At 69.7% G+C, this 25315-nt stretch carries 19 protein-coding genes; 9 read left to right on the top strand and 10 right to left on the bottom strand.

The window, feature by feature from the left end:
- Positions 1-43 precede the first annotated feature (43 nt).
- On the bottom strand, positions 44-652 hold the full coding sequence (locus tag RPQ07_RS26325; protein ID WP_313946666.1) for a TetR/AcrR family transcriptional regulator: 609 nt from the start codon (positions 650-652) through the stop codon (positions 44-46).
- A gap of 209 nt (positions 653-861) precedes the next feature.
- Between RPQ07_RS26325 and ddaH the strand changes: the two genes are divergently transcribed.
- Positions 862-1686 carry a dimethylargininase gene (gene ddaH, locus RPQ07_RS26320; RefSeq protein WP_384439720.1) on the top strand — a complete coding sequence of 275 codons (825 nt, stop codon included), beginning with the start codon at positions 862-864 and terminating at the stop codon, positions 1684-1686.
- Between the two features lie 2 nt (positions 1687-1688).
- Here the strand turns inward: ddaH and RPQ07_RS26315 are convergent, their stop codons facing one another.
- Positions 1689-2687, bottom strand: a complete 999-nt coding sequence (locus RPQ07_RS26315; protein WP_313946665.1) for a small ribosomal subunit Rsm22 family protein — start codon at positions 2685-2687, stop codon at positions 1689-1691.
- Between the two features lie 203 nt (positions 2688-2890).
- Between RPQ07_RS26315 and RPQ07_RS26310 the strand changes: the two genes are divergently transcribed.
- Positions 2891-4201 carry a hypothetical protein gene (locus RPQ07_RS26310; RefSeq protein WP_313946664.1) on the top strand — a complete coding sequence of 437 codons (1311 nt, stop codon included), beginning with the start codon at positions 2891-2893 and terminating at the stop codon, positions 4199-4201.
- A gap of 54 nt (positions 4202-4255) precedes the next feature.
- Here the strand turns inward: RPQ07_RS26310 and RPQ07_RS26305 are convergent, their stop codons facing one another.
- Positions 4256-5587, bottom strand: a complete 1332-nt coding sequence (locus RPQ07_RS26305) for a multidrug effflux MFS transporter (protein ID WP_313946663.1) — start codon at positions 5585-5587, stop codon at positions 4256-4258.
- A gap of 80 nt (positions 5588-5667) precedes the next feature.
- Between RPQ07_RS26305 and RPQ07_RS26300 the strand changes: the two genes are divergently transcribed.
- Entirely contained in the window at positions 5668-6672 is a 1005-nt protein-coding gene (locus RPQ07_RS26300; RefSeq protein WP_313946662.1) for a Gfo/Idh/MocA family oxidoreductase, read from the top strand.
- Here the strand turns inward: RPQ07_RS26300 and RPQ07_RS26295 are convergent.
- A complete protein-coding gene (locus RPQ07_RS26295) occupies positions 6659-8281 on the bottom strand; it encodes an alkaline phosphatase D family protein (RefSeq protein ID WP_313946661.1) in 1623 nt (540 codons plus the stop codon). The genes RPQ07_RS26300 and RPQ07_RS26295 overlap by 14 nt on opposite strands.
- A 133-nt stretch (positions 8282-8414) precedes the next feature.
- On the opposite strand from RPQ07_RS26295, the gene RPQ07_RS26290 reads away from it, so the two are divergent.
- Positions 8415-9167 carry an SDR family oxidoreductase gene (locus RPQ07_RS26290; protein WP_313946660.1) on the top strand — a complete coding sequence of 251 codons (753 nt, stop codon included), beginning with the start codon at positions 8415-8417 and terminating at the stop codon, positions 9165-9167.
- 238 nt (positions 9168-9405) lie between these two features.
- Here the strand turns inward: RPQ07_RS26290 and RPQ07_RS26285 are convergent, their stop codons facing one another.
- From RPQ07_RS26285 to RPQ07_RS26270, 4 genes are all read right to left on the bottom strand, one after another.
- On the bottom strand, positions 9406-10608 hold the full coding sequence (locus RPQ07_RS26285) for a cytochrome P450 (protein WP_313946659.1): 1203 nt from the start codon (positions 10606-10608) through the stop codon (positions 9406-9408).
- Positions 10609-10676: 68 nt separating this feature from the next.
- Positions 10677-11711 (bottom strand): aldo/keto reductase, encoded by a 1035-nt coding sequence (locus RPQ07_RS26280; protein WP_313946658.1) that lies wholly within the window; start codon positions 11709-11711, stop codon positions 10677-10679.
- Between the two features lie 73 nt (positions 11712-11784).
- Positions 11785-11937, bottom strand: coding sequence for a hypothetical protein (locus tag RPQ07_RS26275; protein ID WP_313946657.1), 153 nt, complete (start codon positions 11935-11937; stop codon positions 11785-11787).
- 248 nt (positions 11938-12185) lie between these two features.
- The gene (locus RPQ07_RS26270; protein ID WP_313946656.1) at positions 12186-12509 is read right to left on the bottom strand and encodes a nuclear transport factor 2 family protein; all 324 of its coding nucleotides are present in this window, start codon (positions 12507-12509) and stop codon (positions 12186-12188) included.
- Between the two features lie 166 nt (positions 12510-12675).
- Here RPQ07_RS26270 and RPQ07_RS26265 point away from each other — a divergent pair, with 166 nt between their 5' ends.
- The gene (locus RPQ07_RS26265) at positions 12676-13014 is read left to right on the top strand and encodes a MazG-like family protein (protein ID WP_313946655.1); all 339 of its coding nucleotides are present in this window, start codon (positions 12676-12678) and stop codon (positions 13012-13014) included.
- 62 nt (positions 13015-13076) lie between these two features.
- Here RPQ07_RS26265 and RPQ07_RS26260 read toward each other — a convergent pair whose 3' ends face one another.
- Positions 13077-13952 (bottom strand): 3'-5' exonuclease, encoded by an 876-nt coding sequence (locus tag RPQ07_RS26260; RefSeq protein WP_313946654.1) that lies wholly within the window; start codon positions 13950-13952, stop codon positions 13077-13079.
- A 468-nt stretch (positions 13953-14420) separates the two neighbouring features.
- On the bottom strand, positions 14421-16115 hold the full coding sequence (locus RPQ07_RS26255; RefSeq protein WP_313946653.1) for a TIGR04141 family sporadically distributed protein: 1695 nt from the start codon (positions 16113-16115) through the stop codon (positions 14421-14423).
- Between the two features lie 195 nt (positions 16116-16310).
- Between RPQ07_RS26255 and RPQ07_RS26250 the strand changes: the two genes are divergently transcribed.
- The 4 genes from RPQ07_RS26250 (at position 16311) to RPQ07_RS26235 (ending at position 25300) form a co-directional block, all read left to right on the top strand.
- Entirely contained in the window at positions 16311-18434 is a 2124-nt protein-coding gene (locus tag RPQ07_RS26250) for an N-6 DNA methylase (RefSeq protein ID WP_313946652.1), read from the top strand.
- A 79-nt stretch (positions 18435-18513) separates the two neighbouring features.
- Complete coding sequence (locus RPQ07_RS26245; RefSeq protein WP_313946651.1) at positions 18514-20610, top strand: class I SAM-dependent DNA methyltransferase; 2097 nt, start codon at positions 18514-18516, stop codon at positions 20608-20610.
- Positions 20607-21884, top strand: coding sequence for a restriction endonuclease subunit S (locus RPQ07_RS26240; RefSeq protein ID WP_313946650.1), 1278 nt, complete (start codon positions 20607-20609; stop codon positions 21882-21884). Before RPQ07_RS26245 ends, RPQ07_RS26240 begins: the two co-directional genes overlap by 4 nt.
- A 218-nt stretch (positions 21885-22102) precedes the next feature.
- Positions 22103-25300, top strand: coding sequence for a type I restriction endonuclease subunit R (locus RPQ07_RS26235; RefSeq protein WP_313946649.1), 3198 nt, complete (start codon positions 22103-22105; stop codon positions 25298-25300).
- The last annotated feature ends 15 nt before the right edge of the window (positions 25301-25315 follow it).

Below are 25315 nucleotides of genomic sequence, written 5' to 3'. Positions count from 1 at the left end.
ACCCGGGCATTCCGCGGGGGTCAGCCGCGGGGTGCGAGACCGTTCACGGCGTACGGGGTGCGAGACCGTTCAGGGCGTAGTCGACGACGGTGTCCGCGTACGCGTGGGTGAGGGGCAGCGTGCGCAGCAGCCAGCGGTGGGTCAGCGGTCCGACCAGGAGTTCCAGCGCGATCCGCAGGTCGGTCCCGGCTCGTACCTGGCCCGCGTCCTCGGCGGAGCGCAGACGGGTCGCGTAGAGCTCCAGCTGGGGGTCGAGGAGCTTCTCGACGAACCGGGCCCCGAGGACCGGGTCGATCACCCCCTCGGCGGCGAGCGCGCGTGCGGGTCCGTCGTAGGCGGGGCTGTTCATCTCGTCAACGGTGGCGCGCAGCACGAGTTTGAGGTCGGTCGCGAGGTCGCCCGTGTCGGGGATGTCGGCCTCCCCTGCGGCCGCCTGCTCGGCCAGGTCGAGAAAGGCTTCGAGGAGCACGGCCGACTTGGAGGGCCACCAGCGGTAGATCGTCTGCTTGCCGACACCGGCCCGGGCCGCGATGCCCTCGATGGTGGTGCGGGTGTAGCCCTCCTCGGTGACGAGGGCGAGGGCGGCCTCGTAGATCGCACGGCGGGATCGTTCGCTGCGACGGCCGGCGTCGGGTGCCTTGGTGTCGGTCATCCCGTCAATCTAGGTGCCGTTCCGGGCAACCACAAACCGATACGTATCGTCTCGATTCGTCGGTTCGCATGACACGGTGGAGTACGCCGGCCTGCGCTTACCTCACAAATCGGTGAACCACGTGGTCGATCTCCTGCGAAGCGGCCGGTTAGGCCGCACCATGGCTGCACGCAGACCGCGTGCCCCTGTTCGTTCGTGAGGAGCCCTCATTGCGCTCATCGCTTCGTGACGCATCGCCGCGTCGCTATCTCATGTGCCCACCCGTGCACTTCAAGGTGACGTATTCCATCAACCCATGGATGGATCCGGCGAAACCGGTCGACCTACCGCTGGCCCTGACCCAGTGGGAGGACCTGCGCGACCGCTACCGCGCGCTCGGCCACACCGTCGAGCTGCTGGAACCGCAGCCCGACCTGCCCGACATGGTCTACGCCGCGAACGGCGCGACCGTCATCGACGACCGGGTGCTGGGCGCCCGGTTCGCCCACCGGGAACGCGAGGCCGAGGCGGCCGCGCACCTCGCGTGGTTCCGCGCGGCCGGCTACACCGAGATCCACGAACCCCTGCACATCAACGAGGGCGAGGGGGACTTCGCGGTCACCTCGTCCTATGTGCTGGCGGGCCGCGGGTTCCGCTCCAGTCCGCTCTCGCACGACGAGGCGCAGGAGTTCTTCGGCCGGCCCGTGATCGGGCTGGAGCTGGTCGATCCGCGCTACTACCACCTGGACACCGCGCTGAGCGTGCTGGACGACGCGGCCGACGAGATCATGTACTACCCGGGCGCGTTCTCCCCGGGCAGCCGCAAGGTGCTTGAACGGCTGTTCCCCGACGCGCTGATCGCCGAGGAACGGGACGCCGCCGCGCTCGGTCTGAACGCGGTGAGCGACGGGCGCCATGTACTGCTGCCGCAGGCGGCGGTGGGCCTCTACGAGCCGCTGCGCGACCGCGGCTTCGAACCCCTGGGCATGGACCTGGGTGAACTCCTCAAGGGCGGTGGCAGCGTGAAGTGCTGCACACAGGAGCTGCGCCCCTGAGATCAGCCGGTGTGGGGTGGCCAGGCGTCGCCCCACGCCGCATCCCGTGCGGCCCTGTAGAGCTCGCCGTGGCGCTTGGTCGTCGTCGTACGGGTCAGGGCCCCCTCCGGCTCGCAGAGGTCGAGCAGCACCAGGCCCTTGCGGATCTGCGGCTTGCGGACGATCCGCGACGACGCCGGCTCCGGCGGGAAGCGGGTGGCCGCGACATAGCTGAACTTCTCGTCCTCGTACGGCAGTGAGCCGCCCTTCACCTGCCGGTGCAGCGAGGAGCGGCTGACGCGGGCCGCGAAGTGGCACCAGTCCGTACCGGGGACGATCGGGCAGTCCCCGCTGTGCGGGCAGGGCGCCGCCACGGTCAGTCCCGCCCCGATGAGCAGGTCGCGGGCCTCGATGATCCGGGCATAGCCGTCCGGCGTGCCCGGCTCGACGATCACCACGGCCTGTGCGGTGCGCGCCGCCTCGGTGACCACGGCGGCCCGGTCCGCCTCGGTGAGTTCCTTGAGGACATAGGACACCGTGACGAGATCACTGCTCTCCAGCCGGAGCGACGCGCTGATCCGTGAGCGCTCCCAGCGGGCGGCGCGCAGCGCGGGCACGCCCGACGCCGCGGCCAGCTCCCGGCCCAGCGCCAGCGCCGGCTCCGCCCAGTCCAGCACCGTGGTGTGCGGGGCCTCGTCCTCCCAGGCCTCGGCCACGGCCCAGGTCGCCGCGCCCGTGCCGCCGCCGATGTCGGTGTGGGTGGCCGGGGTGAACCCGGGCGCCGCGTCGCGCAGGGCGCCGAGCGCGGACCGTACGGCCTCGAAGGTCGCGGGCATCCGGTACGCGGCGTAGGCGGCGACGTCGGAGCGGTCGCGCAGCACGGGGGCGTCGGTCGGCGTCGTCCCGCGGTAGTTGGCGATCAGCCGGTCGACGGCCTGCACGGCCTGCGAGGGCGGCAGCCCGTCCAGCAGACCGGCGAGTGCGCTGCGCAGGGCGTCCGCGGTGGGAAGGGTGGCGTTCACCGAGCGATTCTAGGTCCTGTCCGGTGGTCTCGGCAGCCCGCGAAGATCAGCCGGGCAGGACCGGGGTGATCGACGCGGCCACCCCGGGGCACGGCGGGGCCACCGCACCGGGTACGGGATCGAACTGCTGTGGCCTCAGGGGCGGTTGCTACGCTGTGGCCCTCGCCGCACACGGAACGTGAGGCGTGGCTTCCGGGGGGACCATGAGACAGCGGGTCGTGCGGTTGGCTCTGGTGGCCGGGGTGACCGCCGTGGCGCTGCTCCTCGCACTGAGCCTGCGCGGCGGCGAGGGCGGGACCTCCGAGGACAAGCCGCGCACCGCCCGGCACTCCGCGGCGACGCAGCCCCGGCTCACCGTGCCCGCGGGCTACGATCCGCGGCCCGGCTGGGAGATCGCCATGGCGTCGGCGGAGTACGCGATCGCGCGGAAGGCCGGCCGGATCGGTTATCTGGAGCGCACGGGCGGCGACCGCTTCCGGCTGCGGACCCTGGACGCGGCCACCGGCAGGGCCGGCTGGACCGGCCGCCCGTGGCGTCCGCCCGCCTCAGACGGTCCGGTCCCCCGGCTGCTGTCCGTCGCCAGGGACGGCCGCGAGTACTTCGTGACCTGGACGTTCGGCCGGGCGGGCGAGGACTCGCTGACCACGGCCGGCACCTTCGTCGTGCTCGATGTGTACGGCGCCGACGACGGCACCCGGCGGCGGGTGGAGATCCCATGGCCGACCGCGCCGACCGTGTCCGGCACCGGTCCCGGCATCCTCATCGGGGACGGGCGCACCCGCAGCGCCGTGGTCGACCCCGCGTCCGGCACGGTGACGCAGGTGCCCGAGACATCGCTCGGCCATCCGAAGGGCTGCGCGGGGTGCCGGCGGCTGACCGAGGTACGCGCCCTGACCGCCAAGGGGCTGCTGCTGAGCGGCGAGTCGGGCTTCTGGGTCCGCGGGGGCTGGTACAGCCGCGATGTCGCCCCGGCGGGCAGTGACCGCGCCTCGGGGGTGCCGACGTCGGTGGTGGCGGGCCGGCTGCTCGCCGTGTGGCGGCCCGCGAAGGGCGCCAAGGACGCGGCCACGCACGACATCTGGGCGGTGCACGACTCGGCGTCCGGCCGTCCGCTGGTCCAGGTGCGGTGCCGGCGGCCGGCGATCGAGCCGGGCGAGTACCCGCAGGCGGTACTCGCGCCCGGCGGCGGCTTCCTGGTCGCCGGGAACCTCGCCTTCGACCTGGAACGGCGCGAGGGCCGCTGCTTCGAGGAGTCGGACGGCTCCAAGCCGCTGACGCTGACGACCGTGACGGACGCCGGTCTCGCGTACGGCGCGACGAGCGCCCGCGGCCCGGCGGACGCGCTGGCGGGCGGCGGCACACCCATCGCCCTGGACCTGGCGTCGGGGGTGCCGCAGCCGCTGGCGTCCGGGGTCCGGCTGCCGGGCGCGGAGGCCGCGGGCGTCGGCCTCTTCGGCTGGACGGACGCCCAGGACCGGCCCCGGCTGAGCGGGCATCCGGCCCGTACGCCCTGAAGCGCGCCCGTACGCCCCGAATCACGGCGGGCGGTGGGCGGTCGGCGACCGCGCTCAGGCGATCGCTTCGGCTCGCCGCTGCCACGGCCGGCACAGCCCGAGGAAGCAGCCCACCGCGCCGAGCGCGCAGGTCAGTTGGACCGCGGCCATCGGGACGGCCGTCGCCTCGCCGGCGATCCCGACGAGAGGTGAGGCGACCGCGCCCAGCAGGAACGCGGAGGTGCCGAGCAGCGCGGACGCGGAGCCGGCGGCGTGCGGAGTGCGCATCAGGGCCAGGGCGTTGGTGTTCGGCATCGCGAGGCCCATGGCGGACATCAGCACGAAGAGTCCTGCGGCCACGGCGAACAGGCTCGCCCTGCCGAAGACGCCGGAGGTCATCAGCAGCAGCCCGGTCGCGGCCAGGGTGATCATGCCCAGTCCGAAGCCGAGCGCCTTGTCCAGACTGACCCGGCCCACCAGCACTCTGCCGTTGATCTGGCCGACCGCGATCAGGCCGACGGAGTTGAGGCCGAAGAGCAGGCTGAAGGTCTGCGGGGACGCGCCGTAGATCTCCTGCACCACGAACGGCGAGGCCGCGACGTAGGAGAACAGGGCCGCGAAGGCGAGCCCGCCGGTGAGCATGTAGCCGCTGAAGACCCTGTCGCCCAGCAGCGACCGCACGGTGCGCAGGGTCTCCCCCACGCCGCCGCTGTGCCGCCGCTCCGGGGCCAGGGTCTCGGGCAGCCACCTCACCACCACGAGGGTGAGCAGGATGCCGACGCCGGTGAGCACGACGAAGATGCCGCGCCAGTCGGTGACCCGGAGCACCTGGCCGCCGATGAGCGGCGCGATGATCGGGGCGACGCCGGATATCAGCATCAGGGTGGAGAAGAACCGGGCCATCTCGACGCCGTCGTACAGATCGCGGACCACGGCGCGGGCGATGACGATGCCCGCGGCGCCCGCGAGGCCCTGGAGCAGCCGGAAGCCGATGAGCAGCTGGACGGAGGGGGCCACCGCGCAGATCGCGGTGGCCACGACGTACACGACCATGCCGATCAGCAGCGGTCTGCGGCGTCCCCACCGGTCGCTCATCGGGCCGACGACGAGCTGGCCGAACGCCATACCGGCGATGCACGCGGTCAGGGTCAGCTGGACGGTGGCGGCGGGCGCGGTCAGGGAGTCGGTGACCGCGGGCAGCGCCGGGAGGTACATGTCCATGGAGAGCGGCGGCAGTGCGGTGAGGCCGCCGAGGACGAGGGTGACGAGCAGGCCGACGCGGCGCGCGGCGGCGACCGCTTGGTGTGCGACGGGAGCGATGGGTCCCGTGGGAGCAGGCGCCGTCACCGGGTCGGCGGCCGGTATGTGTCCTTCTGTACGGTCCTGGCCGGTCTCCGGCTGCGGCATTGGCTCTCCATGTTGTTGAATCCCTCCCTATGCTCTCAGCTCGTCCGGAGTGGTCGAGTCCCTTTTCAGGCTGGGATGGAATGAGCGGAATCATGCGATGGGGCGTACTGGCGACGGGCGGCATCGCCGCCGCTTTCACGGCTGATCTGCAACAGATGCCGGATGCCGAGGTGGTGGCGGTGGCGTCCCGCAGCGAGGCGTCCGCGCAGGCCTTCGCCGACCGCTTCGGCATCCCCCGGGCGTACGGCGACTGGGCCTCGCTGGCCGCCGACGAGGACGTCGATGTGGTGTACATCGCCACACCGCACTCCGCGCACCGGGCGGCCGCGGGGCTCTGTCTGGCGGCCGGAAAGGCGGTGTTGTGCGAGAAGGCGTTCACGCTCGACGCGGCCGAGGCCGGGGAACTCGTGGACCTCGCCACCGAGCGCGGGCTGTTCCTGATGGAGGGGATGTGGATGTACTGCCATCCCCTGATGCGCCAACTCGTCGAGCTCGTCGCCGACGGCACGATCGGCGACATCCGCTCCGTGTCCGCCGACTTCGGCCTCGCGGGCCCGTTCGACGCCGGCCACCGGCTGCGCGATCCGGCGCTCGGCGGCGGCGCGCTGCTCGATCTCGGTGTCTATCCGGTGTCGTTCGCGCAGCTGCTGCTCGGCGAGCCGGACCGGATCGAGGCGCACGCGCTGCTCGCGCCCGAGGGCGTGGATCTGCACACGGGCATGCTGCTGGGCTGGGAGTCGGGCGCGTCCGCGCTGCTGTCGTGCTCGATCGTGGCGGACACCCCGATGACGGCGTCGGTGACCGGCACGAAGGGCCGCGTCGAGTTTCCGCGCGGCTTCTTCCACCCCGAGCGGTTCGTCCTGCACCGGGAGGGCGAACAGCCGCGGGAGTTCGCGGTTCCGGCCGACCCGCATCCGTTCCGGCACGAGGCGGCCGAGGTGATGCGGTGTCTGCGGGCCGGCGAGAAGCAGTCGCCGCTGGTGCCGCTGGAGGGGACGCTCGCGGTGATGCGGACGCTCGACGCGGTACGGGACCGCATCGGCGTCCGCTATCCCGGCGAGGCGGGCAGCGTCACACCGGGGTGAGGCCCGGGTTGCCGGACTCGGTGACGAACGACGCCGCCGTGGTGAGCGGCGCGCCCGGGGTGGTGACGGCGCTGACGGTCTTGAAGTCCGCCCGTGCCTGACGCTCGCCGTAGGTGACCGTCACATAGCCGCGCCGGCCGTTGTAGAACTTCATGTGCGGGTTGGCCTGGGTGAAGCTGTCCCAGTTGGCGGGCTTGTCGGCGCCGTCCTTGCCGCTGCTGATGGACGTGGCGACGATCTCGGTGCCGAGCGTGCGGGACGCGGGGTCGGCCCAGTCCTTCTTGAGGTCGAAGCCGTAGCCGACGTGCACGTCACCCGTGAGGACCATCAGGTTCTCGATGCCGGCGGTCTGCGCGCCGGCGAGAACCCGCTGCCGGGACGCCGGGTAGCCGTCCCATGCGTCCATGCTGAGCTTGTAGGCGGCAGTGGGGACGTCCCGGCGCTGGGCGAACGCGACCTGCTGGGGCACGACGTTCCAGCGGGAGCCGGACCGCTTCCAGCCGTCGATGAGCCACCGCTCCTGCGTCGCACCGGTGAGGGTGCGCGACGGGTCCTCGGACTCCGGGCCCGGCACCTTCCAGCCGTCGCCGTACGCCTGGTCGGAGCGGTACTGGCGGGTGTCGAGGATGTCGAACTGGGCGAGCCGGCCGAAGTGCAGCCGCCGGTAGAGCTGCATGTCGGGCCCCTTGGGCTGCTGGGGCCTGCGCAGCGGCTGGTTCTCCCAGTACGCCCGGTAGGCGGCGGCGCGGCGGAGCAGGAATTCCTCCGGCGGGACGTCGTTCTCGGGTGTCTCGTCGGCGTAGTTGTTCTCGGTCTCGTGGTCGTCCCAGGTCAGGACGAAGGGGTGCGCGGCGTGGGCGGCCATCAGGTCGGGGTCCGACTTGTAGAGGCCGTAGCGCATCCGGTAGTCCTCGAGCGTGACCGTCTCCCGGTTGAAGTGGGCGGGCAGCCGGCGGTCGGTGTAGTTGCGGGCGCCGCCGACGGCGTTCACGGCGTACTCGTAGAGGTAGTCGCCGAGGTGGAACACGGCGTCGAGCTCCTCCTCGGCGAGGTGCCGGTACGCGGTGAAGTAGCCGTCGTGGTACGCCTGGCAGGACACCGCGGCGATCTTCAGCTCGCCGATGCGCGCGGAGCGGGCGGGCGCGGTGCGGGTGCGGCCGACCGGGCTGATCCAGGTGCCGGTGCGGAAGCGGTAGTAGTAGGGACGGTCGTTGTCGAGCCCGCCGGCCTCGACGTGCAGGCTGTGGTGGAACTCGGGGTGGGCGGTGACCGAGCCGCGCCGTGCGATGCGCGCGAAACGGGAGTCGTGGGCGATCTCCCAGCGCACGGTGAACGTGCCGCGGGGCAGTCCGCCGTCGGGCTCGTAGGGGCGGGGGGCGAGACGGGTCCACAGCAGGACGGAGCCGGGCTGCGGGTCCCCGGACGCGACGCCCAGCGTGAAGGGGTCCTCGGTGATCTTCCTGGAGTCCAGTGCGGCTGCGTGGGCGGTGCCGGGCAGGTCGACGGCGAACGCGAGCGCCGCGGCGGCACCGGTCACGGTGAGAAACCTGCGGCGGCCGATGTGCTGGGCGGCGGCCCGGAGCTCGGGTGCGTGCGATGCGGGTCTCATGTGCCCCTCCCATGACGGATGTTGTCCTTCCGCATTGGAGTAGGGGCCGACGACTCCGCGTTGTCGAGTACACAACATCCGTATGTCGGTCGGATGAGTTCCCCGTACAGGTACGCGGCTACGCTGCGCGTCCATGAACACTGGGACGAGGATTGCGGTGGTGACGGGAGCGGGTTCCGGCATCGGCCGGAGCGTCGCGCTGACGCTGGCCGAGGCGGGATGGTCGGTCGCGGTGGCGGGCAGAAGGGCTGAGGCTCTGGAGGAAACGGCGTCGCTGGCGGGTGGGAATGTCCTGTGTGTTCCCACTGATGTGACGTCACCGCCCGATGTCACCACGCTCTTTGCCACGGTTTGTCAGCATTTCGGGCGTGTCGACCTGCTCTTCAACAACGCGGGGGTGTCGGGTCCCCGGGGTGTCCGCTTCGAGGACCTCTCGTACGAGGACTGGCGCACGGTCGTGGACGTGAATCTCACCGGCGCGTTCCTGTGCGCGCAGGCCGCGTTCCGGGTGATGAAGGACCAGTCCCCGCAGGGCGGGCGGATCATCAACAATGGCTCGATCTCGGCGCACGTCCCGCGTCCGAACTCCGCCCCCTACACCGCGACCAAGCACGCGATGACCGGTCTGACGAAGTCCCTGTCGCTGGACGGCCGTCCCCACGCGATCGCCTGCGGCCAGATCGACATCGGCAACGCGGCCACCGAGATGACGCAGCGCATGCGGTCGGGGATTCTCCAGGCGAACGGCGAGGTGGTCGTGGAGCCGGTGATGGACGCGGCGGACGTGGCGCGGACGGTGCTCCACATGGCGGAGCTGCCGCTCGCCGCGAATGTGCAGTTCGCGACGGTGATGGCGACGGCGATGCCGTACATCGGGCGGGGCTGAGGGAGCGGACGCTCCGGGGTGGGTGCGGGTGCGGGTGCTCCGGGGGTCGGTGCGGGTGGTCCGGCTCCGGTGCGGGTGCGGGTGGTCCGGCTCCGGGTCGCGTACGGGTACTCCGGGGCGGGTGCGGGTGGTCCGGCTCCGGGTCGCGTGCGGGTGGTCCGGCTCCGGGTCGCGTGCGGGTACTCCGCCCGAGCCCGGGCCGCTCGGAGGGCGGCCGGAGCCGCGGCCGCCCCGGGGCTCACCCTCCGAACCGCACCGGCAGGTATTTGATGCCGTTGATGAAGTCCGACCGCATCCGCCGCGGCTCGCCCGTCAGCTCCACCTCGGTGTGCCGGCGCAGCAGCTCCCGCGTCAGGGCCTTGATCTGGGTCCTGGCCAGACCCGCGCCGAGGCAGAAGTGCGGCCCGCCGCCGCCGAAGGTCAGATGCTCGTTCGGGGTCCGGCGGATGTCGAAGGTGTCCGGCTCCTCGAAGACCGCCTCGTCCCGGTTGGCGGAGGTGTAGTACAGCACCGCCTTCTGTCCGGCCTTGACCGGTACGCCCCGCACCTCGGTGTCGCGGGTCGCCGTACGCCGGAAGTTGTGGATCGAGCCGTTCCAGCGCAGCAGCTCCTCCGTCGCCGTCGCCCACAGCGCGTCGTCGTCGATCCCCGCGGCCAACTCGGCGCGTGCCGCCGGCTGTTCGACGAGCGTGAGCATCGTGCCCGCCAGCAGGTTGCGGGTGGTCTCGTTGCCGGCCACGACGAGCGTCACAAAGAACATGTCGATCTCGTGGGTGCTCAGCCGCTCCCCCTCGACCTCCGCGTGGACCAGCGCGCTCATGATGTCGTCGCGCGGTGATCCGCGGCGGACGGCCGCCAGATCGTCGCAGTAGGCGTAGATCTCCGCGGCCGCGTTCTGCCCGTCCTCGGGGGAGGTACGGAAGTCCGGATCCTGGTGGCCGACCATCCGGTTGCTCCAGTCGAAGATGCGGTCCTCGTCCGCGGCCGGGACGCCGATCATCTCGCAGATGATCTGCAACGGGAGGCGGGCCGCGATCTCCTGGACGAACTCCGACTCGTACCCCTTCGCCGAGACCGTCGATGCCAGCACCTGTGCCCGGCGCTGGATGTCGTCGGTGAGCTTGCGGACCATGCGCGGCGAGAACGCGGAGCTCACCAGGCGCCGGTAGCGGGTGTGCTTGGGCGGGTCCATCCCGACCAGGGTGAGGCCGAGACTCTCCAGCGCCTCGGGGGTCTGGTCCCGGATGAAGAACGAGCCGAGCTCCACCGACCACAGCTCGGGGTCGCGGCTCGCGGCGACGATGTCCTCGTGCCGGGTGAGCGCGAAGAAGCCCTGGTTGCCCGGGACTTCGTGCCAGTGCACCGGATCCTCGCGCCGCAGCAGGGCGAACTGCCCGTGCGGAACCTCGCGCGCCCACGTGTCCTCGAGCAGATCGATCATGACCGGGCTCCCCGGGATGTCGTCGCAGTGGCGGTACATCCCGAGGAACCCACAGATCTGACGGTCCGTCAATCCTGTCGTCGGTCCTGTGTGCGGGAGAGGAGCCTGTCGATCTCCTCCATCTGCTCCGGCCGCAGCGGGCCGTACGCCAGCGCGCCGGCGTTCTCCTCCGCCTGGGCGACGGTCCGGAACCCGGGGATCGGCACGGTCCGCGGGCTGCGCGCCCACAGCCAGCCGAGCGCCCCCTGGGCGAGGGTGCGGCCGCCGGAGGTGAGGATGTCGCGTACGGCGTCGACCCGCGCCAGCCACTCGGGCTCGGGAACCCCTCCCGCGCCGAACCAGCGCAGCCAGGACGGCGGTGTCGCCCGGATGTCGCCCGCGGCGCCGCGGCTGCCGGAAGCGTGCTTCCCGGTGAGCAGTCCCATGGCCAGCGGGCTGCGGTTGATGCTCGCCAGACCGTTTTCCTCGCAGAGCGCGAGCATCGCCGGCGCGTCCTCCAGCACGTTGCAGGCGTGCTGCACGGCCGCGCAGTGCGGGCCCTCGGCGAAGACGGCGGCACGTTCCGGGTCGTCGGTGCTCCAGGCGTACGCCCGGATCAGCCCCTCGGTGACCAACTCCTCACAGGCGTCCCGTAGTTCTGCCGCCACATCGAGCGGAGCGTCGGAGAGGTGCAGCTGGTAGAGGTCGACACGGTCGGTACCGAGGCGGGTGAGCGAGCCGGTGAGCGCCCGGCGCACATACCCGGGATCGGCGTCGCTCCCGGTCAGGGTGCGCGTCGTCTCGTCGAACCGGTTGCCCCACTTGGTCGCGAGCACCACCTCGTCGCGCCGGCCGGCGACCGCCCGGCCGAGCACCCGTTCGCTGTGCCCCGCGCCGTAGGTGTCGGCCGTGTCGAAGAAGGTGACGCCCAGGTCCAGGGCGCGGCGTACGGCGGCGACGGACTCGTCGTCGTCGACCGCTCCCCAGCCGAGCGGGTTGCCCGCGCCGTCCTGCCACTCACCACCGATGGCCCAGCACCCGAACCCGAGCGCGCTGACCTCGATCCCGCCGGCGCGTCCCAGTGTCCTCGTGCCGGCCGTCCGTACTGCATCCGTTGCGTCCATGGCGCAGGAGGCTACGAGTTGGAGTGCACACCAGGACAAGGCCCGCGACCGCCGGGCGAGCGGGGAACGCCGATCACCGGGTGGGCGACTGGTTCGCCGCCCTGCGACCCCGCGGCAGGCTGTGCGTCGTCGGCCTGCCGACCGAGCCCATCACCGTCAGCCCTCTCAGCGTCATCCCCGCCGAGAAGTCCGTCGTCTCGGCGGGGATGGGGCCTCCGGCCGTCACCCGGCGGCTCCTCGGCTTCGCGGCACAGCACGGCTCGGCACGGCATCCACCCCGAGGTGGAGGTCTTCCGTCCGCACGCATCGACGAGGCCATCGACCACGTCCGCAGGGGCCGTGCCGCTACCGGACCGTCGTCGACCTGCGGACGAACGGCTGACCGGCCCGACGTGCCCCGTACCCGACCGGCCCCACGCGCCGGTACCGCTGACCGGGCCCCGCGCACCCGGTACCGCTGACCGGGTCCCGCGCTCAGGCCTGGCCGGTCTCGAAGCGGGCGACCCTGCCACCCTCGATGCTGAACTTCCACGACGTCCGCATCTCGCCCCAGGTGTCGTTGCGGTAGCGGGCAACGAGGGAGAGACCGTCCGCCGACTGCGACTCGACCTCCATGTGGCCACGCGAGTCGAAGACCTCACGCCCCGTCCACTCGTCGATGTCACGGTCGTTGCCGTCGTCGGACATCGTCGCGCCGGGCGCCAGGGTGGTCCGGAATCTGTCCCGGTCACCGGAGTTGAGGGCGCCGACGAAGGCACGGACGGCGGGTTCGGTGAGCTTGTCCACGGAGATGGTCACGGAGGTCTCCTTCGGGTGCGGGACGGGCCTGCGGCCCGTATCGGTACCGGTGTGCGCCGGGGGCGCGGTCCCCTTCATGCCTACACCTCCGCGTCCGCCCCCACCTGTCGGCCTGCTCCACCCGCGCGCCCCCTGCGGGGCCCCGCGGCGTGGGAGGCTAGCGCGCATGGACCACACCCTGGACGCCACGCTCGACCCCATCTGGGACACGGTCGACCGCCTCAACACCTGGCTGGACGAGAACCGGACCCTTCCCGCGCAACAGGAGGTGCTGCTGCGCATACTGAAGCTCTCGGAGGAGGTGGGCGAGGTCGCCCAGGCGGTGGTCGGCGCGACCGGCCAGAATCCCCGCAAGGGCCACACCCACACCTGGCGGGACGTCGAGTCCGAGCTGTGCGACGTGGTCCTCACGGCCATGGTCGCCCTGCGCACGCTGACCCCGGACGCACCCGAGGTGTTCGGCGCGCATCTGCGCAAGGTCGCGGCGCGCTCACTCTCTTCCTGACGGCGGCCGCCGTCAGGTCGCTGGCCGTCGCCACGGACGGCGGGACCGACGCCGGTACCGGCTCAGCCGCCCGGCGGGGGCTCCCACGGCAGCGCCTCGACCGTGGCCAGCGGCCAGCGGTGGTCCTGCTTCCTGTCCGGGTGGTACGCCTCCGCGTCACTCGCCTGGCGCTCCCGCCACAGCGTCTGCTCGTGGTGCAGCGCCGTACGCGACAGCCGCCCCAGCGAGGGGTGGCAGGCGCCGAGGACCTCGGCCAGCACCAGCGCGGCCCGGGCGTCGCTGCCCGGGTCACCGGGGTTCTCGTGCGGGACGCCGTACCAGGCGGTGACCTTGCGCAGGGAGCGGCCGCCGCTGCGGTACCGGTCGACGTGGCGGTCGACGACCAGCGGGTCGCAGAGCGGGAACAGCCCCGCCGGACAGCGCTCGGCGAGCGGTCGCAGCCCGTGGCGCAGCAGTTCGGACTCCATGAAGGTCAGGACGTACGGCGCGTGCCAGACCACGAGCAGTTCTTTGGTGGCCAGATGCGCGGCGACCGCGTCGGCCGTCTCGTCCAGCGCCCGCTCCGGCGGGAGACCGTCCGCACGGGCCCGGTCCAGGGTGATGCCGTGTGCGGTCCGCGGATCGAGGGCGAGTCCCGGCCCGGGGTCGATCAGCCAGTCCCGGCCCGGACCGTCCGAGACGCGCAGGGCGACGGCGAGGATGCGGTCGACGCCGGTGCGCGGGCCGGTCGACGCGATGTCCAGGGACATCAGGCGGCGGTGGTGCCAGCCGGGGTGCGTGCCCCGGGGCGGCGGACCCGGCTCGCGGGCGTGCTCGGGGTGGTAGATCTCCCAGCCGCCGTGGCTTTTGGGCAGGACGACACCGGCTTCCGCGGGAACGGTCGTGCCGCACACGGCGCACGGGCCCTCGTAGTGGTTCGTCCGCGCCGTCGTGTTCACGGGGCCGCCTTCGCTCGTCGCAGCTCTCTCCCCCCGCGGAGGCGGCAGACGAGTCGGCTGTACGCCGGAGAGTGCCCACCGCAACGCTATGACCTGCACAAACCGTATAGGGAGGGCGCTTGTGTGGCTACTTTGATGGCTACGTAAGACCACGTCGCACCCTGCAGCAGTCCGGACGGGGTCTTTGTCCTTTGAGGTCAGACGGTCTGCTCGATGCGCTCGACGACGCCCGGTTCCGACTCCATTCGACCGCCGTCGCATACTGCAGCGAACCCGACGGGTGGTCACGTAGACCGCGAGCCCCTCAACGGCTGGACGGAGCGGAGCCTCAGCAGGAGCACAGACACGAGGTTCTCCTAAGGGGCAATCGACTCGCACGGGTGGGGGGTGCCCTCACCTAGGGGAAGCCCGTCGGACCGCAATTGGTACAGGTGATCTTAGTTTCTCGTGGACGTCTATTCAGGCCCGCTACGCGGCCAGGTGGCGGATTCCCGCTCGGCTCGGAGGCACCGCCGTGGCCTGGATCCCGACGACCTCGACGGCGACGCCCCACGCCTCAAGGAGCTTGGCCGTCTGCACAAGGGTGACCTGGGAGAACGGGAACAGCGTGTCGGCGGTGAGGTCGGTCCCGCTCTTCAGCAGGATCGCGAAGACGACCTTCGACGGCCGGAAACCCTCCGGCAGGGCCCGGAAGGTCCGGGCCGCGGCCACCTTCCGAGCGAACCCGTCCATGGCCTCCGGCGAGTGCAGCAAGGTCTGCACGGCGACCACGGCCTGACCGAACAGATGGCTCAGCGCATCGGACCCCTTGGCCCGCTTCACCATGACCAGGACGTCATCCGGGCTCAGCAGGTCGCAGATCTCCACGCCGTTGCCCCGGTGCAGCGCCGTCCGGACGTTGTCACGGTCGAAGCAGACGTACCCGGGCCGCAGGTCGGGCACCGACTCGTTGTAGTCCCGCTCCTTGTCCCCGAGCACCCAGGCCGGAAGGTCGACCGAGGGCACGTCGGCGATGAGCCGCTCCACCTGCGAACGGATCGCCTTCAGATACGCCTCGCCGATCTCGTACCACTGCCCGTCCAGCAGGAAGAACCGGCGGACACCGAGCGCCAACTCCGCCTCGATCCAACGCAGCACACTCGACGTCCAGATGACGTCGCCCTTCTCTGCCCTGGTGTGCGCATGAAGAGTGACCGTGCCGTCCCGGAGCGCGGCGAAGCGCGTTCCCGCCCTCTGCACGCGGGCCCGGTTGAGGACGTACTCCAGGCTGAAGTCGTCGGCGAGGTGGGCGTCCTTGCTGTGCACCTTGATGGCGAACGCCTGGGCGGCGCCGAAGTCGTCCCAGTGGTCAGACGGGACGGCGACCGCGATACGGCCGTCCGGCTGCTCGCCGAGCATGTCGTCGAGCCGCTCCTCCAGCCGCGTGACGAGGTCGTCGTCCTTGACCGGAACGATGTGCTCGACGAACTCCAGTTCCGGAGTCGGGGCCTCGTCCCGAAGGACGCGGGCGATGGCCCGGATGTCCGCGACCAGGTCCGCGGCGTCGATTCCGAGGCGCATCCGCAGCCCGGTACCGCCCTCGACGCTGGAGATCTTCGTACGGTCGTCCTGAGCGATCGTCAGCTGGAGTGCGTCCAGCCGACCGCCCAGCCGCCGCACGATCTGCGCGTGCTCCTGGACACCCAGACTCCAGACCGGAGCGCCGCCGGGCACGAGGGTGATGTCGGTCCGGCCGCCGCCCGGCGTATGGGAGACCATGTCCCGGATCTGGGCGGGGTCCACCCTGCGGATCACGAAACTCAGCCCGAACCGCCGGTCCTTGACCCGGTCGGGCACCAGGCGGAAGCCCTGGTCGTAACCGACGGCGTACACCTCGTCGTCGACCGCGAGCATCAGCAGCCCGGCCGACCGGTTCACGGGTCGCGACACCTCGCACCCGGTCGTGCGATTGATCTCGCCGCACCAGCTCGCGACCGGCTGCTCGAAGCTGCCGGTGACCAGCAGCGCCGGAACACCCAACCGCTCCTCCGGGAAGTGCAGCTCCGCGTCGACGGCTTCGAGCCGAGCCGGGTCGAGTACGTCGAACATCGCGTCGACCGTGGGAGCGATACCCGTGAGCCGGTAGAGGGTGCGCTTGGACGTGCCGGAAGTGCTGGTGGCCATGATGCCGCTCCATTCGAATCGACGTGATGCGGGCAGAGGGATGCCCGGGAGACCCGGGGAAGCCGGGAAGCCAAGTGAAAGCACAACCAGTAGAGCGTCAACTGAAAGCACTGTCAAACACTTCACATCGATTGGGCGCCGGTATAGAGTGAAGCCGTCCAGCACGCCCGCCCCCACGTCACCCGGCAGGAGCCCATGAACCAGCAGGCCAGTGCCCTCGTGACCGCCGCCGACATCTCCCGGCTGGCCGGCGTCACCCGCGCCACGGTGAGCAACTGGCGTCGTCGGCATCCGGACTTCCCCGCCCCTACGGGAGGCACGGACGCCAGTCCCACCTACGATCTCGACGTCGTACGCGCCTGGCTCTCCGCCCGTGGCCAACTTCCCGAGGACACACCGGCGGACCGGCTTCGCACCGCGCTGCGCACCCACCCCGGCGGCGGCGAACTGGCCCTGCACCTGCTCCCTGTGGTGCTCGCGGCTGCCCGGCTGGACCGGAGAGACCGCGAAGCCCTTCCCGAACTGCGCGACGACGCACTGCTGCGTTGGGTCCGGTCAGCTGCGGACGACGGAGCCCAGGACATCCCGGGAACCGAGGACGCCGCATACGGCCCCGAGGCGGCCGGGCCGCTGAGGGCCTTGTTGCAGGCCGTCGTCACGGATGGCGCCGAGGCTGCGACGGATGTCCTGGCCGAACGCCTGCTGGAGGACACGGGGGGCACCGGCACCTACCTCACGCCGCGGCCGTTGGCCGCCCTCATGGCCCGGCTCCTGACCGACAGCGCGGGTGCTTTCCCCACGACCGTTCTCGACCCCGCGTGCGGTACCGGATCGCTGCTCGCCGCTGCGGCATCCGCCGGCGCGACCGAACTGCGCGGCGAGGACGTCCTGGTCGCGCAGGCCGCGCAGGCCGCAGTGCGGCTCCGATTGAGCGCCCCTGAGACTGCCGTCACCGTACGTGCGGGAGACAGCCTGCGCTCGGACGCCTTCAAGGGCCTCACCGCTGACGCCGTCCTGTGCAATCCTCCGTACGGAGTCCGTGACTGGGGGCACGAGGACCTGGCGTACGACCAACGCTGGGCCTACGGCGTGCCGCCCAAGGGCGAGCCCGAACTCGCCTGGGTCCAGCACTGTCTGGCCCACCTCGCGCCCGGGGGCCGTGCCGTACTACTCATGCCGCCCGCGGTCGCGGAGCGCACCGCCGGCCGGCGTATCAGGGCTCAGCTCGTACGTGACGGAGCCCTCCGGGCGGTCGTCTCGCTTCCCCAGGGCGCGGCCACCCCGCTCCACATCGGCCTGCACCTGTGGGTGCTCGAACGGCCCGATCCGCAGGCTGAAGCCCCGGGTACGGTCCTGCTCGTCGATGCCTCCGCTTCCGAGAACCGGGATCTCGACTGGGCCGCCATCGACGACACCGTGCTCTCGGCGTGGCGGCCGTACCTCGCCGACCAGAACGGCTTCACCGGAGCCCCGGGCATCGCCGGCGCCGTACCGATCACCGACCTCCTCGACGAGGCCGTGGACCTGACTCCGGCCCGCCACATCCGAACGGCTTCCCGGCAGACTCTGCGCCCCGCCCTACTGGCCCGGCAGGCATCGGAGCTGTACGACCAACTCCACCAAGCCGCAAGGGACCTGACCGGCCTCAGCACCGAAGGCGACTGGCCACCGGCCGACGACCGACCCCGCGACTGGCGCACGGCGACGGTCGCGGATCTTCTGCGCGGCGGCGCACTCAGTCTCCTTCGCACCGCGCCCGGAAGCCGCCGGACCCGTAGCGGTCAACCGCTACCGCAGCCCGAACCAGAACTCGGCGGACGACCGACGCTCACGGCAACCGACGTCATGAAGAACCAACCCGCCTCCGGAACGGAGGCGGACCTTCCCACCGGCGCCGCCCTCCCCTTGGTCCAGGGAGGCGACGTGCTGCTCACAGAGACGCTCCGCGTGAGGCTTGACTCCGTGGCCCGGGTCGTCGAGCCGAGCGAGACAGGCTGCTTCCTCGGACCCCATCTGCTGCTCTTCCGCCCGGATCAACGTCGGCTCGACCCCTGGTTCCTGGCCGGGTTCCTCTCAGCGGAGCAGAACGTCAACGCTGCGGCCACCGGCACATCCATCGTGCGAGTGGACCCTCGACGACTACGCGTTCCCTTGCTCCCACTCGCCGAACAGCAGCGCTACGGCGCCGCCTTCCGCCGCCTGCACGAACTGCGTACCGCAGCCCGCCGTGCCGACCAGGCCGCCGAGGACGTCACGCGTCTCCTCAGCAGCGGACTCGCCGGCGGCGCGCTGTTGCCGCACGGCCACGGATCGGCGTGAAACGTGCGGCCCGGCACCGCGAACGGCCAGACTTGACCTCTCCGTCCCTCAGGGACGGCGAAACTCCGGAAGGACAGCGTTGAACAGCAGTAAGCACACGGAACTGGCGAACCACGCGTGGTCGGTCGCCGACCTCCTGCGCGGCGACTACAAGCAGTCCGACTACGGCAAGGTGATCCTGCCGTTCACCGTGCTGCGGCGCCTGGAGTGCGTCCTCGCCCCGACCAAGGACAAGGTCCTGGAGGTCGCCGCCCGCTACGAGAACCAGGACATCAACCCCGACCGCTTCCTGCGCAAGGCGTCCGGCCACAGCTTCTACAACACCAGCACCTACACGCTGAAGGCCATCGCGGGCGACGCCTCGCACGCGGCGAAGTACCTCAACCAGTACTACGGCGCCTTCTCCCCCAACGCGCGGGAGGTCCTGGAGCGGTACGACTTCGCCCAGCAGATCAAGCGGCTGGACGCGGCGGACCTGCTGTACCAGGTGGTCGGGCGGTTCGCCGACCTCGACCTGCGGCCGGTGAAGAGGGACGTAGACGGCAACCTCGTGCTCGACGAGCACGGCAAGCCGATCGAGATCGTCACCAATCACCAGATGGGTTACACCTTCGAGGAACTGATCCGCCGCTTCGCCGAGCAGTCCAACGAGACGGCCGGTGAGCACTTCACGCCCCGGGAAGTCATCCGGCTGATGGTCAACCTGCTCGTCGCACCGGACAGCGACGCGCTGGCCTTGCCGGGCACCGTCCGCACGGTCATGGACCCGGCCTGCGGCACCGGCGGCATGCTCAGCGCGGCCGAGGAGCGCATCACCGCTCTCAACCCGGACGCCACGGTCAAGGTCTTCGGCCAGGAACTCAACCCCGAGTCCTGGGCCATCTGCCGGTCAGACATGATGATCAAGGGCCAGGACCCGGAGAACATCAAGTTCGGCAACTCCTTCAGCGACGACGGCTTCGACAGCAACGACCCCAAGAGGGACGAGAAAACGCCCACCACCTTCGACTACCTGCTGGCCAACCCGCCGTTCGGCGTGGAGTGGAAGAAGGTCAAGGACGCGGTCGAGGACGAACACGAACGCCTCGGTGAGAGCGGGCGGTTCGGGGCCGGCTTGCCGCGCATCAACGACGGCTCGCTGCTCTTCCTCCAGCACATGATCTCGAAGATGAAGCCGGTGGACGCGTCGGGGGCGGGCGGCAGCCGGATCGCGATCGTCTTCAACGGCTCCCCGCTGTTCACGGGGGCGGCGGAGTCCGGTGAGTCCAAGATCCGGCAGTGGATCCTGGAGAACGACTGGCTGGAGGGCATCGTCGCCCTCCCCGACCAGCTCTTCTACAACACCGGTATCTCCACGTACTTCTGGGTGCTCAGCAACCGCAAGGCCAGGGACCGGCGCGGCAAGGTCGTCCTGCTGGACGCGCGCGACTACTGGCGCAAGATGCGCAAGTCTCTCGGCGACAAGCGCAAGGAACTGAGCGAGCAGCACATCTCCGAGATCACCAGGCTCTACACGGAGGCGCTGGCGGTCGTCGACGCGGCGGAGAAGGGCGGCGGCCACGACCTTGCCGACCGGGCCGGGAAGATCAAGGTCTTCCGCAACGAGGACTTCGGATATCACCGGATCACCGTCGAACGGCCGTTGAAGCTCCGCTTCGAGGTGACGGAGGAGACGTTGGCGGCGATCACCGCGTCGAAGCCGATCGCACGAGCCACGGACGCCGAGGAGTTCACGGCGGCGCTGCGCCCGCTGGTCGGCAAGTCCTGGAAGACGAAGTCCGATGCGTGGATCGACCTGAAGGACGCGATCGTCGCGGCCGGCCTGATGTGGCCGACGGGCGCGCCGTTCGGCAAGGCGCTGCGGGAGGCGGTCGGCGTTCGTGACCCGGGGGGCGAGGTGCAGAAGGTCAAGGGCGAGCCGGAGCCTGATCCGGAGCTGCGGGACTACGAGAACGTGCCGCTGGAGGAGGACGTGGAGGATTACGTGCGGCGGGAGGTTCTGCCGCACGTTCCGGATGCGTGGATCGACCGGAGCAAGACGAAGGTGGGGTACGAGATTCCGTTCACACGGCATTTCTACGTGTACAAGCCGCCGCGACCGTTGGCGGAGATCGACGCGGAGCTGAAGTCTCTGGAGGCGGAGATTCAGGCGCTGCTTGGGGAGGTGACGGAATGAACATCACACTCCCTTCACTGCCCGCCGGATGGAGCAGAACTCGGGTGGATCGGGTGGCTACGGTCAACGCGCGAATTGGCTGGAAGGCTCTCACGGCAGCCGAGTACCAGTCAGACGGATACGCGTTCCTTTCGACTCCCAACATCAAGGGGCGGGATATTGATTTTTCCAACGTGAACTATATTTCCGAGTTCCGTTACGAAGAGTCTCCAGAACTTCGACTGAAGCCAGGAGATGTGCTGCTCGCCAAAGATGGCAACACGCTTGGAATCGTCAATATCGTTCGGAACCTTCCTCGCCCGGCGACCGTGAACGGATCGATTGCCGTCATCCGACCGACCGGAATTAATCCATCCTATCTGCGGCACGTCCTAGCCAGCCGGGTGACACAGGAAACCATCAACATGCTTAAGGGCGGAATGGGAGTTCCGCATCTGTTCCAGTGGGACATCAATCGCTTGCCTATCCCACTACCGCCGGAGGAGGAACAGCACCGCATCGCCGACTTCCTCGACGCAGAAACTGGGCGTGTCGAGCGGATGATCTCACTACAGCACAGGATCGCGCGTCTCCTTGAGGAACGTGAAGCCGCGCAGTTGGACATTGCGATCGACGAACAGAGCGCACGGTCGGGAGTGTTGCCACTTCGTCGTTTCCTGTGGGGAGTCGACCAAGGAACTAGCCCACAATGCGATGCCGTCCCGGCTGGCGAAGATGAATGGGGCGTGCTCAAGGTGAGCTGCCTTCGTCCAGGTGAATTTCTCGCTCATGAAAATAAGCGCCTCCCCACCTCCGAGCCGCCGATTAGGCGCAGCGAAGTACACGAGGGGGACTTGCTTATCACGCGGGCTAATACACCTCAATTGGTTGGGTCTACGGCCGTGGTCCCCAAGGTAAGAGGCAAGTTGTTGCTTCCGGACAAGATCTTTCGCGTCCGACTGAGAAACGGATTGGATCCGGAATACGTGGCAACGGTGGCCCGGGGAACTCGAATCCGGTCTCTCTGCTCTGCAACTGCGAATGGGGCCTCGCAGTCGATGGCCAATATTCGATTCGACGAGGTCAAAGCATGGCCCATCCCTGTTGCCGATTTGTCGGAGCAGCGAGACTTTGCCGAAAAGATTGCTTGCAGTCGCGAGCAAGTTAACGCGCTCCGCTCGACCATCACGCGTCAAATCGACCTCCTCGCCGAGCGCCGCCAGGCCCTGATCACCGCCGCCGTCACCGGTCAGATCGACGTGTCCACCGCCAGCGGACGAGGAATCGAGGAATGATCGCGCCATGAGCCCCGCCGCGCCCCACCGCCCGCCGCCGTCCATCGCACGCGGTCGGGTAGACAACTCCAAGTCCATCGCTAGACGTTACGCGACGGCAAGGTCTGGCTGACTCGAGAAACCGACCTTAACCTTGCCCGCACCAAATCATCGTCTATCGACAACTTCTGCCACGGCATCACCTATCAGGCCACCGGAAAGCGGGGGGAATACCGCTCATGCCCGTCCACGATGAAGCAGCCTTTGGAAACGCAATAGTCGGCGCCTTGCTCAAGCGAGGTTGGTCTGAAGGAAACCGACAGGACTACCGCCCCCAACTCGGCCTGGACACAGCTCAGCTCTTCGATTTCATCGGCAAGACCCAAGCCGACGACTGGGCCGAACTGATCGCCCTCTACGGCGAGGATGCCAACGCCGCCCAGGCCGGGTTCGCCAAGCGCGTCGACCAGGCGATCGCAACCGACGGTGTGCTGGACGTACTCCGCAAGGGCGTGAAGGACCACGGAGTCCTGATCAGGCTCGCGTACTTCAAGCCGTCGCTCGTCGCCTCGGATGCTGTCCTGGACGACTACCGGGCGAACCGGCTGACCTTCGTCAAGGAGTTGCAGTACGCGGCGAAGCAGGCGGACAAGGGCAACGAGCTGGACCTCACCCTGTTCCTCAACGGAATCCCGCTGGCGACCGCCGAGTTGAAGAACGCCCTCACACGGCAGGGCGCGGAGCACGCCAAGGAGCAGTACCGGTCCAAGCGGGACCCAACCGAGCTGATCTTCGCGCGACGCGTCATCGCGAACTTCGCCGTGGACACGGACGTGGTCTACGTCGCGCCCGAACTGCGCGGCAAGCTCACGCGGTTTCTGCCGTTCAACACGGGATCGGAGGGCCCGGGGAACCCCGGTGGTGCCGGGAATCCTGCGCCCACCGTCCCCGGGACGTACGCGACCTCCTACCTCTGGGAACAGATCTGGGAGCGGGACACCTGGCTGGACCTGATCGAACGGTTCGTGCATCTCAGCAAGGAGAAGGGCCCGGACGGGCGGACGCGGAAGAAGCTGATCTTCCCGCGCTACCACCAGTGGGACATCGTCAAGAAGCTCACTGGCCACGCCGCCCGCCACGGCGCCGGTCACAACTACCTGGGCATGGCCTCCGCCGGGTCCGGCAAGTCGAACACCATCGGGTGGTTGGCGCACCGCCTGTCGTCGCTGCACACGCCTACCGACCCCGCCGAGATCGACCCCGAGGCCCTGGCCGCCGGACTCAAACCCGGCGTGCCCGTCTTCGACAAGGTCGTGATCATCACCGACCGTCGCAATCTCGACGCCCAACTGCGCGAGACGGTCGGCAGTTTCGAGAAGACCGCCGGCCTGGTCGTGAAGATCGACGAGAAGCACGGCGCGAAGTCGGACCAGCTCGCCAAGGCGCTGTCCCGCGAGACCGGGAAGATCATCACCGTCACGCTGCACACCTTCCCCGCCCTCATCGACTACCTGCGCCGCAACCCCACCGAGATACAGGGCCACAATTTCGCGATCATCGTGGACGAGGCGCACTCCTCGCAGTCCGGCGGTGCGGCCACCGACGTACGCGCGGCCCTGCGCGACCTGGGCCTTGACTCGGACTCCGACGAGGCCGGGGCAACCGAGCAGGCGGCGGCCACCACCGACGCCAAGCTCATCCGCAAGGCCATCCAGCGCAGCATGGCCTCCAACCTCTCCTACTTCGCCTTCACGGCCACGCCCAAGGCCAAGACGCTCGAACTCTTCGGCACTCTGGACACCGTCGACGGCAAACCGGCGTACGTCCCCTTCCACACGTACTCGATGCGCCAGGCCATCGAGGAAGGGTTCATCCTCGACCCCCTCCGCACCTACGTCACGTACGACACGTACTGGAAGCTGGTGAACAAGAACCCGGCCGAGCGCGAGGTGGACCCGTCCAAGGCGAATCCGCTGCTCGCCCGGTACGCGCTCACGCACGACTCCACCGTGACACAGCAGGCGCAGGTGATCGTCGAGCACTTCCGCACGCACACCGCCGGCCGGCTCGGCGGGCGTGCCAAGGCCATGGCGGTGACGGCCTCCCGGCACAGCGCCGTACAGATGGCCCGTGCCATCAGGAAGTACATCGGCGACAACGCGTACGCCGACCCCGGCGTCCTGGTCGCGTTCTCCGGCAGCCTGACGTATGACGGCGAGGAGACCACCGAGCCGAAGGAGAACGGCGGCCTCGCCGAGTCCGCGCTGCCGAAGGCGTTCGCGTACACGCGCAAGGACGACAAGGCCGTGCGCACGGGCGGGACGGCGACTCAGCGCGAGTACCGCATCCTGGTCGTCGCCGAGAAGTACCAGACCGGCTTCGACCAACCGCTGCTCACCACGATGTACGTGAACAAGAAGCTCGCGGGCATCAGCGCCGTCCAGACCCTCTCCCGTCTGAACCGCACCGCCGACCGCAAGTCGCAGGCGGACTTGGCCGTACTGGACTTCGTCAACGACGCCGAGGACATCAAGGAGTCCTTCCGCCCGTACTTCGAGGAGGCGAACACCCTTCCCTCCGACCCCAATCTCCTCTACACCGCGCAGAGCCAGGTCATGCGGGCCGACATCCTCGTCGAGGAGGAGATGCGGGAGTTCGCGGACGCCTATCTGGCAGCCGAGGAGAAGGCAGCAGGCTCGGCCGCCCGCTGGGAGAAGCTCCACGCGGAGCTGTACCGGCACCTGGACCCTGCCGTCAAACGGTTCACCGAGTTGCTGGACCGCAAGGACGAGGCGGGCGATCCCGACGAGGAAGCCGCCGAGGCCGCCGAACAGTTCCGCGCGGATCTCAACGACTACGTGCGGAAATACGGCTTCCTCTCGCAGATCGTGCCCTACCGCGACGCCGACCTCGAATGCCTCTACCTCTACGGCCGCCACCTGCTCAACCGCCTGCCGCGACGCGGAGACGGCGGCGTGGACATAGGAGACGTCGACCTCAGCCACCTGCGCATCCAGAGGACCGGCCAGCATGACCTCGCGCTGACCGCCGAGGGAGCCGCGGAGCTGCGCGGCTTCGGTGAAGGCGGGGGCGGTGCCAAAGAGCAGGAGAAGTCGCTGCTGTCGGAGTTGATCGAGAAGTTCAACGACAAGTTCGGCACCGACTTCACCGATCAGGACGTGATCACGCCGTTCTCGGAGGCGAAGGCCGACCCGAAGGTCCGCGCCGCCGCCGTCAACGACGAGGAGAACTTCGGGCTCGTCTTCGATGAGGTCTTCGAGGACAAGATGGCCGAACACATCGACACCATCGCCGACATGGGACGGCAGTACTTCAGCCACGACGACAGCTTCAAGCAGTCGCTCAACCAGAGTGCGCGCCGGGCGGCCTGGCGAATGATCCGCCGGGAGGAGAACATCGACGACGACGCGGCCTGACCCGCCGGGCCCTCC

It is taken from the genome of Streptomyces sp. AM8-1-1, from assembly GCF_032229325.1.
GTDB lineage: Bacteria > Actinomycetota > Actinomycetes > Streptomycetales > Streptomycetaceae > Streptomyces > Streptomyces achmelvichensis.
Note: the sequence above shows the minus strand (reverse complement) of the source record. Positions and strands in the feature narration are given on the sequence as shown.